This window comes from Salipiger abyssi (assembly GCF_017311415.1).
In the GTDB taxonomy this organism is placed as follows: Bacteria; Pseudomonadota; Alphaproteobacteria; order Rhodobacterales; family Rhodobacteraceae; genus Salipiger; species Salipiger abyssi_A.
Genome location: NZ_JAEKIS010000001.1, coordinates 644902 through 656663, shown reverse-complemented (window position 1 = coordinate 656663; position 11762 = coordinate 644902). Strand labels below are relative to the sequence as shown.

Below are 11762 nucleotides of genomic sequence, written 5' to 3'. Positions count from 1 at the left end.
TTGTGTCAGGTGGGAAAGGCATCTTCGCCGGTGCGACGGCGCGCCTCGTGAGTCGCGTCTTCACGATTGGCGTCCTGACGCCGGACCATCGCGAAGATCACCACGAGATAGATGAGCTGCGCGAGAAAAAGCGCTGCCACATCAAGCACAACAATGGTCCACAGCCCGAGTCCGAGCATGGACGCCGCAACGGTCTGAAGTGTCAGATAGATCGCCAGTCCGGCCAAAAATGCGGAAAACGTCACTTTGGTTCTCCTCTCCCTAAGTCCGGATAGCACGCAGCTAAGAAAATTTCAACCGAGGGCAGAGCCGGCGCAGGAGGAACACGGTCGCGTTAGCGATCACTCGACGTAATAGCCTCCGTAATCCCCGAGATAGCTGACGCTATCGCCTTCGGACGCGTAGTTGCGCAGGCGCTTCAGGTTGACCTTGTTGAGTGCGACACCCAGCGTTTTCTGCGTGATACGGGGATCGGAATGCAGAAGGCGCCGCAGCAAAAGCTTGCTGGTCTTGCCCCATTCGGCGAGCATCACCAGCCCGTCGATCTCGTCGATCACGGCCCGGACATCCGAGACAGGCCCCATCGGCGCGAGATCGAGAACGATGTAATCGTAGCTGCCGCGCAGCTCGGCCAGAAGTTCGCTGAAACGCTGACTCGCAAGCATCTCCTGCACCTGAGGCCGCTCACGCACAGCGGGCACCGGCAGCATGTCGACGCCGGTGCCCGGCACCGAACGCAGAACCGAGCGCCAGTGCCGCGAGCCCTCCAGAACCTCCAGAAGCCCGGCACCGCGCCGCAGCCCGAAATATCGCGACAGGCCGCTGCGATGCGGGTCGGCATCGAGCAAAACCACCGACGACCCGCCGGCGGCGATGGTCGCGGCAAGATTATAGGCGATAAAGGTCTTGCCCTCATGCGGCCGTGCCGAACTCAGCGCGATCACCTGCAAGCGCTCGCGGCGCCAGGCAAGGCTGATGGTCAGTCGGATGCTGCGCAGCGTTTCGGCGAATTGCGATCTTGGTTTTTCAAGCGCGTAGCAGGGAGGCGTGACATCGAGCGGCACGGCGCCGGTTTCAGGATTCGCGGCGGCGGGTTTCTTCGAGTCGTTCTTGGTCAGGATATCCGGCTTTCGGGTGACGATCGGCAGATACCCGAGGAACTGCGAGCCGACCTCGTCGCCGACCTGCTCGGCGGTATAGAGGAAGCGGTCGCGCCACTCGCGGATCGCAGCGATCACAAGACCGGTCATCAACCCCAGAACGATGCAGACCAGCAGCGCCATCTTCACGCTCGGACCGGCGGCAAAGCGCGGCACCTGCGCAAGATTCAGAACGCGCACATTCGAGATTGGAAAGCTCTTCTGCTGATCAAGCTCTTGAAATTTCGCCAGAAAACTCTGATGGAGCGCCGCAAGGGTGGTGGCGCGATCCTCAAGCGCGCGCAGCTCGACATGTGCGCTGCCGCTGCGTGCGTCGTTGCTCATCGCGGCGTTCAGGCTCTCGCGCAGCGCACTCACCCGTGCTTCGGCGAGCGCTTCCTCTCCCCTTGCCTGCTCCAGCCGGACCTGGATCGTGTTGAACAGCTGTCGCGCCGCGTTGTGGGCGCGCAACTGGTTGGTCCGGTAAAGCGCCGAGTCGACGCCGGCAATCCGCTCCGCCTCGCGCAGGTCGTCAGCCAGCGCGGCGAGCTGCCGCTGAATCCGCTGGAACTCCGGATCATCAATCGGAGGCAGGCCGGAGGGCACACCATTGGCGATCAGTGCTCCGGCGCCACGGCCGACCACCGCCTCGAGCGCGGTGACCTGGGCGCGGGCCCGCGCCGCCGCTGCGATCGCCTGGGACAGGTCCGAGTTCAGCGCGGTCACCGCGTTTTGAGACATGGTGACGTTGTTTGTCGCCACGAGACCGTTCTCGGCCCGATAGGCCTCTGCCGCCTGCGCCGCCTCCCTGGCGTCCTGCTCCAGCGTGGTCAGACGGTCGAGCATCCATGAGGTCATGCGCTCCGTCGCTTCGTAATTGGCGTTCAGAACGTCAGAGACATAAACATTGGCAAAGCTGTTCACGACATCGGCGGCAAGATTGGGATCGTAGGCAGTATAGCTGATCCCCAGAACCGCGCTGTTGCCGACGCGGGAAACCCGCACCTGCCGCTGCAAGGCCTGCACGATGGCAGAGCGTTGCATCTCAGCGATCTGCTCCGGCGTCGGCTGCACGACCTCGGCGTCAGGGACCTCTGGTTCCGGCGCGATCATATTGCGCAAATAACTGATCGGCCAGCGGACCCAGGCCATCACCTGCCCGATGATCTTGCTGGACAGCGCCACCGGCGGATTCATGAAAGCAGGGTTTTGGTCGAGCTCCAAACGGTCGGCGACCGCTGTGGCGACGGGATCCGAAGACAGCACCAGCCGCGCGCTCTCCATGGCGGCGTTGGAGGTCGGGAGATCGCCTACGGTGGAAACCTGTTGCAGAGTCCGGCTGATATTGCTGTCCAGGAGCACCTGCGCGGTGGCGACGTAATACCGTGGCGATGTCATCGCGACGCCAACACCGAGAATCGCCCAGAAGATCACGGAAAAAATGATCGCCTTCTTTCGCCGTTTCAGCGCGGCCAGAAGACGCGACAGATCGACATGGGGCAGGGTCGACTCGTTTCGTTCTTCTCGCAGGGTTCCGGCTCCATCGTCGAATCTCAGCATGCGTGTATCACCGTGTCCCCATGGTTTCTTCGACGACGCCATCGCCGGCTCCGTATAGTTGCAGAGCTGCTCCTCCCAGACAGCCCGAAACAGCACCCGCGTGCAGCGCGCCGCGTATCAATGCCCGGTTTCTGCGCAAAGTGTCGAAGGGTGCCGCCGCAGCCGCAACCAGACAATAGCCGAATTTGAGCGCCGCCAGCGCGGCGGCACGGATCCGTGCCGCCGGTCCGGCCGTCTCGCGGATCAGCCCGCCATGGGTCTGGCCCATTCGGAACCGTCGTTGCAGCAGCCAGCCCCTGCTGGCGCGCGCCTCGGGCACCATCTCGCGCACCACCGCGTCCGGCGCATAGGCAATGCGCCCGCCCCCGGCCTGATACCGCGCGAAATAGGCCGTATCCTCGCCTCCGCTGCGGCCCCGCGCCAGTTCGAAGCGCAGTCCAGCCAGTCGCGGGTCGGCGAGATCGAGAAGCAGATTGCAGGTATAGCCGGTATGGGCGACGCCCTCGTCATTCACATCGGGTTCGGTGTCATGCACCGCGCCGCGCCGCATCCAATCCGGCGCGCCAGGCAGATAGGCGGCGCGCACGGGACCGACGACAGCAGAGTGTCCGCTCGCCCGCTGCCGCGCGACAAGCGCGGAAAGCCAACCCGCATCGACGGTTTCGTCGTCGTCGATAAAGGCCAGCTTTGTACATCCCAGCTTCGCCGCGTGATCGAGAATGGCGTTGCGCGCGATCGAGATATTGCGGGCGGGCGCGTGCACATAGTCGATGGTCACCGGCAGCACATTTGCCGCCGCCTCCGTCCGCGCGCGGGCGCTGGGGGTCTCGTCATTGTCCGCCACGACGATCCGGACCCCCGTTCCCTCGGGCACCGCCATTTCGGCCAGCGACCGCAGGGTCGCTTCCAACGAGCTGCGGCGAAAGGTACAGACGCCGATCAGGATCGTTTCCGTCTCGCTCATGAACGTCTCCGGGCGGCGTGAATCCGCGGCAGGGTCAGGGCATGGCTCCAGTAGCCCGCCGACCAGGCCAGATGCATCAGCCCGGCCACCCAACCGGCCAACAGCCCCTCGGGCGCGCGGCATTCACGCAAGATCAGCAGACCTGCCGCCATGCAGGCCAGCAGCCAGCCGGCGACGGGCAACGCGAAAAGCGGGTGCAGCGGCGCAAGCAGCGACAGGAGCAGAACCGGAGCGAGCGCCGCAACGATCAGCTGCCGCTTGGCCGGGACGGCGCGGTGCTTTGCAAGGTTGCGCGACCGGCCCCGACCGAAATTGAAATACTGCCGGAACAGCGCCCGCAGCGTACTGCGCGGAAAATAGTCGAGCTGCGTCCGGCCGGTCAGCCAGATCCGGTAGCCGGCAAGGCCAAGGCGATAATCGAGCTCGGCGTCTTCGTTGTGCGAGAACTCGGGATCGTAGCCGCCGACGGCGCGGAAGGCCGCGATCCGCATCAGCGCGTGATGCCCATGATCGACCCAGGCGCCCTCCGTGGCGTTGCGATGGGCCGACGCGCCATTGCCGAACCGCGAATTCTGCGCGGCCGCAACAACTTTCTGAAGCGGGCTCTGGCCGACCGCATGCATCGACACGACCACCGAATCCGCGCCGGTTGCCGCCGCCTCACCCAGCAGCGTCTCGAGATAGCCCTCGGGATAGGCGGAATGTGCGTCGAGACGGATCAGCCAGTCATAGAGATCGCCATATTCCGCCACGGCAAGGTTGACCGCCGCGCTCTGAAGCCGCGCGGGGTTGTCGAGCAGCCGCAGCCAGGGCGCGGCCTGCATCCGGTCGCGCACAATCTCAGTCGTCCGGTCGCCGGACCCGCCATCGACAACGACGACCAGCGCCTCCCGCGCGGATGCGAAGGCGGCCACGCTGTCCAGAACGGCGTCGATATGGCGCTCTTCGTTCAGGGTGGGGATCGCGATCAGGGCGCTCATGTGCCGCTCCTTTCGCCGGGCATCGCGCTGCGCCGCTCCCGGAACGCGGCAGGCTGCGCCTCGGTGTCGGAGGGCTCGCGCAACACGTCGACCAGCCGCCGGCAAGCGTCGGTATCGGCTTCCCAGAGCTCGCGCGGCAGGGCCGCCACCGCAGCCCGCGCCTCAGCCACCTCCGGAGCGCCGATCACGGCGAGTCGCGCGCGCACCGCATCCCCATGCGCCTCGGGCACCAGCACACCGCAGCCCAGCGCATCGAGATATTTTCCCACCTGCGTTCCGGCGAGGGCAATCGGCACGGCGCCGTGCAGGCAGCCTTCGTAAAGACGGTTCGGCACGAGCCAGTCCGAATTGGCCCCGGCATCGAAGCGGTCGATGAGCCAGGCGAAATCGCATTCGCCATAGATCGCGGCAAGATCATCCGGCCAGCGATAGGCGCCTTCGAAGTTGAGATCGGGATTGGCCGCGACGATCCTGTCGAAATCGGGCATGGCATCGCGCGCGGGCTTGCCCCGCAGGATCACCCGATATCGGCCGGGATCGGCACGCGTCAGCGCATCGAGTGTTTCCAGCGACCAGGCGCAGCGCAGGATCCCGAACCAGCCTATCGTGATCCGCCCGGGCTCGGCCGGCGCGCTGCGCGTGGCAGGGCCGGGCGCCGACACCTCGGACTCGAGCCGCAGCATCTTGTTCTCGACCAGAACCAGCTTGCGCACCGGGCGGTCATAGGCGTCGAGATAGGGCGCGCGGAATCCGTCAGAGGAAATCCACAGCTGCGCCACGTCGCGCATCAGCCGCGCCTCGATCCGGCGCATCATCCGCGACGCAGCCCCCTGCCCCAGCATCGCGCGATGAATGTCGAGCATCTCGTAGACGAGCTTGGGCCGCTTGCGCAGCGAGAGCATCGCCACACGGGCCAGCATCAGCATTTCGAGATTGCGGGCCAGGATCACGTCGGGCGCATCCCCTGCGGTCATCCGCGCCACACGCCGCCCGATCGACGGCAACAGCCGCGCGACGCTCGCCGCGCGCGCCACAAGGCGCCCGTTCTCCGTCTGACCGAGCAGCTCCGCCTCCTCGGTGAGCGGCGCATCGCCGCGGCGAAACCCAGCCACGCGCAGCCGCGCCCCGCCGGCGCGCAACATGGCAACGCGGCGCCAGATCGCGGTGTCGTCGAGATCGTGGGCGAGATAGAGCACATTCATCGCAGATGTTCTCCGACGAGGCTCGGCTGCGGCACCCGGCGCGGCTGCCAGCGTGACGCAAAAACCGGCGCTGCCTGACGACGCCGCGCCTCCGCCACCGCGCGGGCGGCATAAATGGACGCCATCACCGTCAGGATCGAAAAGACGTGGAAATGCGAGAAGAACACCACTTCGCTGTGCATCAGCGCGAATTGTCGGATCAGAAGCCCGGCCAGCAAGAGCGTTTCGGCGCTGGGGCTACTGGCGCTCCAGCGCAGGATGACGAAAAGCGCCGGTGCGAAAATCGCCACCTGCAATCCAATGCCGACCAGCCCGATCTCGACCGCGTTCGAAATCAGCGTGTTGTGAAAATGGAAGCCGCTCTTCGATGCGATTCCGAATTCCTCCCACAGCGCCTCGGCGACAGGGTTGCCGACCACCCAAAAGCCCTTGTAGCCCTGCCCTAGAAGGGGGTGCTGGCCGATTTCTCCAAAGGCGACGCCCCAAAGTTGCGTGCGGCCCGTGAGCGTGACGTCCTTGCCGGTCAGTTCGAGAAAATGCCGTGAGAACGCGTCGAAATACCCGACCACGAGAAGGATAGTCAGCAGGGTCGTCAACGCCATGAGCAAGATCAGGAATGTCCGCTGCCAGCCGGTAAGCCGCCCCATCGCCCAGAGCCCCGCCATTGTCATAACCGACAGCAGCGCGGCAATCGTTGCGCCTGCCGAACCGGCCTTGAGGAGAAGCAGGAATCCGAGCAAGGCCACGAAAGCCCCCAGCACAACCCAGAGCCCACGCCCTTTCGGATCTATCAGAACGGCAGACCCGGAAATCACGCAGAGCGTACAAAACTGTGCGAATGCGTTCTTCGATCCGAAGATTCCGATCCAGTAGCCATGCGAATGCGTGCGGTTCAGCGCGATAGAGATCAACGCCGTGATCGCGCACGTCACGAGCAGCACGCGCAAGAGGCTCGTGACCGAGATCCGCCACGCGGCGGCGATCGCAATGGCAAAGGTCAGGCCGAGCTGTATCGCATAGCGAAGCGTCAGGCCGGGCGCCGCGGACCAAAGCGTGGAAAAAAGGCACCAGCCCACCAGCGCCCATACCAGCCAGGAATCCCGGGTTTCGCGCAGCAGCGCCCCGGGCCGGTACAGGATCAGGCAAAGCCCGGCAGTCAGAAAGAGAAGGGCAGCCTTCGTTCCAAGCATCGCGGTCATATGAAGCCCCATAATCGCGATGCCCAGAAGCAGCGCGGTGGGGCTGATCGTGATCGCCTGCGCCCGTCCGCTCATGGCAGCTCGCATGTGATCGAATCCGGGAAAACACAGCGCTGCCCCATCGGGGTATAGGAAAAGCTGGAAACCTTCATCTCCACCGGGCCGTCCGGCGGGTCGAACGGGCCCATCCATGAGGTCAGAATATCGCTGCCCCAATGGCTGAAGTAGATTTTCATCGGATGCGACGGGATTCCTCGGGTCTCCTCGCGCCGCAGCTCGCCATTGATATACCAGCGCAAGCGATCCGGCTCCCAGACAAAGGCGAGGTCGACATAACCCTCCTCGGCGCCCGGTTCGAAATCACTCTCTTTCCCTTCCCCGAAATCGTTGCCCGCGACATAGCGGTTCAGCCACATGAGCCCGCTCTCGCGCGTCAGCATCTCGAAGTCGATCTCATCATGAGGCTGACCGTGCACCGGCCCGGTATAGGCAAAAAACGCAGCGTTGCGCCCGGATCCGAGATCCCCGCGCAGACGGGCCTCGAACGTACCGTATAGAAACCACATACGGGTCTGGAGCTCGCCGCAGAGCGCCTCGGGCAGCGCTTCGGAGGCCGGCATGTAGCGCACACGCAAACCGCCGCCCTGCTCGAGCGCGATGGCCCGCCGCGACCAGGTGCAGTTCTGGTGATCGCCGTTGCTCCAGCCGTTCGAGATATACCAGCGCCCGCTTTCGAGACGGCGAAAGTCGGTCTGATAGGCCTCGGTCATCGGCGTGATGGTTTCCGCCGCACACCCCACACCGCCGCCAATCGAAACAATCAGCGCTGCGATCACGGAGGTAAAAAATCTGTGCATGTCACACAACATAGCGATTCTCGCGCTTAGTATTCCTGCCAAACTACAGCCGTGACGTGTCATTGCCGCAACGCAGAGAAGATGCGCCGCTATCAAAACCGCACGTTTCAGAAAAATGCTCAAAAAATGCGCGCAAATCGCCAAAAAGCGGTCCTTTACCTGTTTGTGCTGGCATGTCCACGGGGCCTAAAATCCAAATCAAGACAAACCTAAGGCAGCTCAACGCCATTTCCGAAAGGTGGTCTCAGTGACGATTTCCGTCATCATGGCGAATTACTGCGGCGCCGAATTCCTAGGCGCCGCGATTGCGTCGGTTTTACGCCAGACGCATGCCGATCTCGAACTGATCGTCGCCGACGACGCCTCGACCGACGATTCGGTTGCCATCGTTCGTGATTGGGCCGCACGCGACCCGCGGGTCCGACTGCTCGAGGCGCAGCGCAATGGCGGCGCGGCGGCAGCCCGCAACCGCTGCATCGACGCCGCCCGCGGCGAATGGATCGCGATCGCCGACAGCGACGACATAATGCATCCCGACCGCCTGCGCCGCCTGCTGGCTGCGGCAGAGGACAGCGGCGCGCCCATCGTTTGCGACGACATGGTGTTCGTGTCGGACTCGCCGCTCGCCGCGGGGCGCACGCTGCTTGAAACGCTGGCGCTTTGCGAGCCTTACGAAATCACCGCCGAGGCGCTGATCGCATCCGATCTGCCGGATAGCGCGCAGCCGCCGCTGGGTTATCTCAAACCGCTGATCGCGCGCCACGCCATCAGCGATCTGCGCTATGATGAAAGCCTTCAGATATCGGAAGATTTCGACTTCTACCTCCGCCTGCTCCGTGCCGGGCACAGGGCAATTGCGTTGCCCGATCCCATGTATCTCTACCGCCGGCACGCGCAATCCCTGTCGTATCGGCTGAGCGCCGACGCGGTGGCACGGATGATCGCCGCGCACGAGCGCATCGCGGCCGATGCAGACAGGACTCTCATTCCGGTTTTGACGCGGCGCTCCGCGGCACTGAAACACCAGCTCGCCTTTGAAAATCTGGTCGAAGCATTGAAGTCCCGGCAAATGATCGCCGCTGCAGGCGCGCTGCTACGACGCCCCACGCTGATGCGGAATCTCGCCCGCAGCGTTGCCGAGCGACGCAAGAGACAACGCGCCACCCCCCTTCAAAAGACCGAGCTGCGCCTATGTCTGGGCAAGGCTGACAGACCGGGCTGCGGCAAACATATCGCCTTTCCGGCTGTGCCTGCGGCAGGCGGGCAATGGCCTGTCCCGCCGGCGCCGATCGCCGCACAACTGACAGATCTCGCCGCCCGGCACCATCTCAGTGTCGAGGCGGAGGGAGCTGAGGGGCTTTGGGCGTTGTGGCTGCTCCCCATCTGGCGGAACGCGCGCCTGCGCCTTGAAGGCGACGCCGCGGAAGGCCTGCCGATCCCAGATGGTGTAGAGCGGCGACGCCCTGGCACGACTCAGTGAGGTCGTGCGGCGTTATCTGCGCCCGGTCGCTGCCAGACCCGAACAGCACGACAGGTCAAATCTCTTCGAAGAGATTTGCAAGTTTCTTCGAAGAAACTTGTCCTAGCTCAGCCGCGCGTGCCGTGTGACCGGCCCATCGCCCTGCTCGGCGATCCGTGCAATCGCCGCCCCGAGCGGCTCATAAGCCACCGCCATATGAAACACATTGGCGTGCAACAGCGTCTGCGGATCCGAGACAAGGGCGACATGGCCCTTCCAGAACATCAGATCGCCGCGCCGGGGCTCGGTTCCGACAGGCAGCGTTTCTCCCAGCTCCTTCTCCTGAAGATCGCTGTCACCGGGACAGGCGAGGCCACAGGCCGCAAGCCCGGCCTGCACCAGCCCCGAGCAGTCGATGCCGAAGCCGGAATTCCCGCCCCAGAGATAGGGCGTGCCGATATAGCGCGCCGCCACCGCAACCGGGTCGCTCTCGGTCTGCGCCGAGAGATGCACCGTCGGCACCCAGCCCAGTTCGGTCTCGGTGAACCGGCCCTCGCAGCGCCCGGTGGCAAGGGCAGAAAGATGGCTGAGCGCCCGCCGCTCCGGGGATTTGAAATCCGGCGCGCTGTAGACATGGGTCTGGCGCACACAGACCTGGTGGCTCGGCGCACCTCGCGCGGCGGCGGGCGCCAGCGCCTCCGCCGGCACCCAGCCCGCATAATCCGCCCCCGGCGCATGACCGAAGGCATGGCGCTCGCGGCGCTCCAGAAGATCGAACGCATCGCCATAGCGCAACTGCCGGTCGCGACGTCCGCCGGGCGACAGGCTGAGATCGACCACCGGCTGAGCGATGTAACAGGGCTCGGGCTCGACCGATGTCAGCGCCGGGAAGGCCGCGGCATACGCGCGCGCCACGACCCGGTCATTGGCCGGCCTGCGGCGCCGGTCGGTCACAGCCCCAGCGCCTGCGGCAGCGCGCCGAGAATGGCACGCGGGCCCTGCCCCAGCCCGCCCTTGGGCCGCGCGGGCGCCGGGTTCGGCTGCCAGGCGTAAATGTCGAAATGGGCGTAGCGCGGCGTCTCCGTCACGAAGCGGCGCAGGAAGAGCGCGGCGGTGATCGAACCCGCCATGCCCCCCGCCGGCGCATTGTCGAGATCGGCGATCCCCGGCTCGATCCGGGCCTCGTAAGGCTCCCAGAACGGCATCCGCCAGAGCGGATCCGCCGCGGCGGTGCCCGCTGTCGAAAGCGCCGCCGCGAGCGGCTCGTCATCGGTGTAGAACGGCGCCAGATCCGGGCCCACGGCCACCCGCGCCGCGCCGGTGAGCGTCGCCATGGAGACGATCAGGTCGGGCGTTTCCTCATCGGCCAGCGCCAGCGCGTCGGCCAGCACCAGCCGGCCCTCGGCATCGGTGTTGTTGATCTCCACCGTCAGCCCCTTGCGCGAGGTGAGAATATCCTGCGGGCGGAAGGCATTGCCGGACACGCTGTTCTCCACCGCCGGGATCAGCACGCGCAGCCGCAGCTTCAGCCCCAGCGCCATGATGGCGCGGGCAAGGCCCAGCACATTGGCCGCGCCGCCCATATCCTTCTTCATCAGCCCCATGGAGCTGCCCGGCTTGAGGTTGAGCCCGCCGGTGTCGAAACAGACCCCCTTGCCGACCAGCGTGAGGCTCGGCCCCTCGCTGCCCCAGCGCAGGTCGATCAGACGCGGCGCGCGCGGGCTGGCGCGACCCACCGCATGGATCATCGGAAAGCCCTCCTCCAGCGCCGCGCCGGACACCACCTCGATCCCTGCGGAGAACTCTTCGGCCAGCGCCCGCGCCGCATCCTCCAGCTCCTGCGGACCCATGTCGGAGGCGGGGGTGTTGACCAGATCGCGGGTCAACGCCTCGGCGGCGGCGAGGATCTCGACCTTTTCCGCATCAATGCCGTCGGGCGCAACAAAACGAGCGGTCTTCCCTTCGCTGCCGGCGTAGCGGGTGAAGCGGTAGCCCGCGAGCAACCAGCCCAGCGCCTCCTCTTCGGCCTTGCCTGCGGGCAGACCCGAGGCGATGCGGAAGGTGCCGCCGCCCAGCTTTGCCACGGCGGCGGCAAGCGCGAAGCGGGTGCGACGGCGGGCAGCGGCGCTGCCATAGCCGGCGAGCGCCGCGACCGGCTGCCCGGCTTCGCCCGGCAGCAGCAGCGCCTCGCCTATGGCGCCGGCAAAGCCGCTGGCCTCGACCCAGCCGCGGACGGAGTCCGGCTGGCCGGCAAGCCAGCCCTCCAGCCCGTCCGTTTCGACGAGATGCAGCGGCAGCGCCTGCGCGTCGGGTTCGGCGAAACGGAAAGACATAGGCGGGCCCCTTCTGGCAAATGATCGTGCCGGGAGCCTAGCGATGCGGGCGGCGCCTGCAAGGGGCAG

Annotated in this window: 10 protein-coding genes; 1 reads left to right on the top strand and 9 read right to left on the bottom strand. The window is 65.6% G+C overall.

Going from position 1 to position 11762, the window contains the following annotated elements; all coding sequences use genetic code 11:
- Nucleotides 1-5 precede the first annotated feature (5 nt).
- The 7 genes from I6N89_RS03145 to I6N89_RS03115 all read right to left on the bottom strand — a co-directional run bounded on the left by I6N89_RS03145 (nt 6) and on the right by I6N89_RS03115 (nt 8045).
- The gene (locus I6N89_RS03145; protein WP_207016747.1) at nt 6-245 is read right to left on the bottom strand and encodes a hypothetical protein; all 240 of its coding nucleotides are present in this window, start codon (nt 243-245) and stop codon (nt 6-8) included.
- A 96-nt stretch (nt 246-341) separates the two neighbouring features.
- Complete coding sequence (locus I6N89_RS03140; RefSeq protein ID WP_207016746.1) at nt 342-2699, bottom strand: Wzz/FepE/Etk N-terminal domain-containing protein; 2358 nt, start codon at nt 2697-2699, stop codon at nt 342-344.
- Between the two features lie 7 nt (nt 2700-2706).
- Entirely contained in the window at nt 2707-3663 is a 957-nt protein-coding gene (locus I6N89_RS03135) for a glycosyltransferase family 2 protein (protein WP_207016745.1), read from the bottom strand.
- Complete coding sequence (locus I6N89_RS03130) at nt 3660-4643, bottom strand: glycosyltransferase family 2 protein (protein WP_207016744.1); 984 nt, start codon at nt 4641-4643, stop codon at nt 3660-3662. Before I6N89_RS03130 ends, I6N89_RS03135 begins: the two co-directional genes overlap by 4 nt.
- A complete protein-coding gene (locus I6N89_RS03125; RefSeq protein WP_207016743.1) occupies nt 4640-5845 on the bottom strand; it encodes a glycosyltransferase in 1206 nt (401 codons plus the stop codon). The genes I6N89_RS03130 and I6N89_RS03125 overlap by 4 nt, the downstream gene beginning before the upstream one ends.
- Complete coding sequence (locus tag I6N89_RS03120; RefSeq protein ID WP_207016742.1) at nt 5842-7119, bottom strand: O-antigen ligase family protein; 1278 nt, start codon at nt 7117-7119, stop codon at nt 5842-5844. Before I6N89_RS03120 ends, I6N89_RS03125 begins: the two co-directional genes overlap by 4 nt.
- The gene (locus I6N89_RS03115; RefSeq protein WP_207016741.1) at nt 7116-8045 is read right to left on the bottom strand and encodes a family 16 glycosylhydrolase; all 930 of its coding nucleotides are present in this window, start codon (nt 8043-8045) and stop codon (nt 7116-7118) included. Before I6N89_RS03115 ends, I6N89_RS03120 begins: the two co-directional genes overlap by 4 nt.
- A 103-nt stretch (nt 8046-8148) precedes the next feature.
- Here I6N89_RS03115 and I6N89_RS03110 point away from each other — a divergent pair, with 103 nt between their 5' ends.
- Nucleotides 8149-9381, top strand: a complete 1233-nt coding sequence (locus tag I6N89_RS03110; protein WP_207016740.1) for a glycosyltransferase family 2 protein — start codon at nt 8149-8151, stop codon at nt 9379-9381.
- A 102-nt stretch (nt 9382-9483) separates the two neighbouring features.
- On the opposite strand, the gene I6N89_RS03105 is transcribed toward I6N89_RS03110, so the two are convergent.
- Both I6N89_RS03105 and I6N89_RS03100 read right to left on the bottom strand, forming a co-directional pair.
- Nucleotides 9484-10314: an NlpC/P60 family protein gene (locus I6N89_RS03105; RefSeq protein ID WP_207016739.1), complete on the bottom strand. Its 831-nt coding sequence runs from the start codon at nt 10312-10314 to the stop codon at nt 9484-9486.
- Nucleotides 10311-11693 carry a leucyl aminopeptidase family protein gene (locus tag I6N89_RS03100; RefSeq protein WP_207016738.1) on the bottom strand — a complete coding sequence of 461 codons (1383 nt, stop codon included), beginning with the start codon at nt 11691-11693 and terminating at the stop codon, nt 10311-10313. Before I6N89_RS03100 ends, I6N89_RS03105 begins: the two co-directional genes overlap by 4 nt.
- Nucleotides 11694-11762 lie beyond the last annotated feature (69 nt).

What these genes read in the sequence shown, in the direction of transcription:
- I6N89_RS03140 (WP_207016746.1), bottom strand. Translation starts at nt 2,699, where the DNA reads ATGCTGAGATTCGACGATGGAGCCGGAACCCTGCGAGAAGAACGAAAC.
- I6N89_RS03135 (WP_207016745.1), bottom strand. Translation starts at nt 3,663, where the DNA reads ATGAGCGAGACGGAAACGATCCTGATCGGCGTCTGTACCTTTCGCCGC.
- I6N89_RS03130 (WP_207016744.1), bottom strand. Translation starts at nt 4,643, where the DNA reads ATGAGCGCCCTGATCGCGATCCCCACCCTGAACGAAGAGCGCCATATC.
- I6N89_RS03125 (WP_207016743.1), bottom strand. Translation starts at nt 5,845, where the DNA reads ATGAATGTGCTCTATCTCGCCCACGATCTCGACGACACCGCGATCTGG.
- I6N89_RS03120 (WP_207016742.1), bottom strand. Translation starts at nt 7,119, where the DNA reads ATGAGCGGACGGGCGCAGGCGATCACGATCAGCCCCACCGCGCTGCTT.
- I6N89_RS03100 (WP_207016738.1), bottom strand. Translation starts at nt 11,693, where the DNA reads ATGTCTTTCCGTTTCGCCGAACCCGACGCGCAGGCGCTGCCGCTGCAT.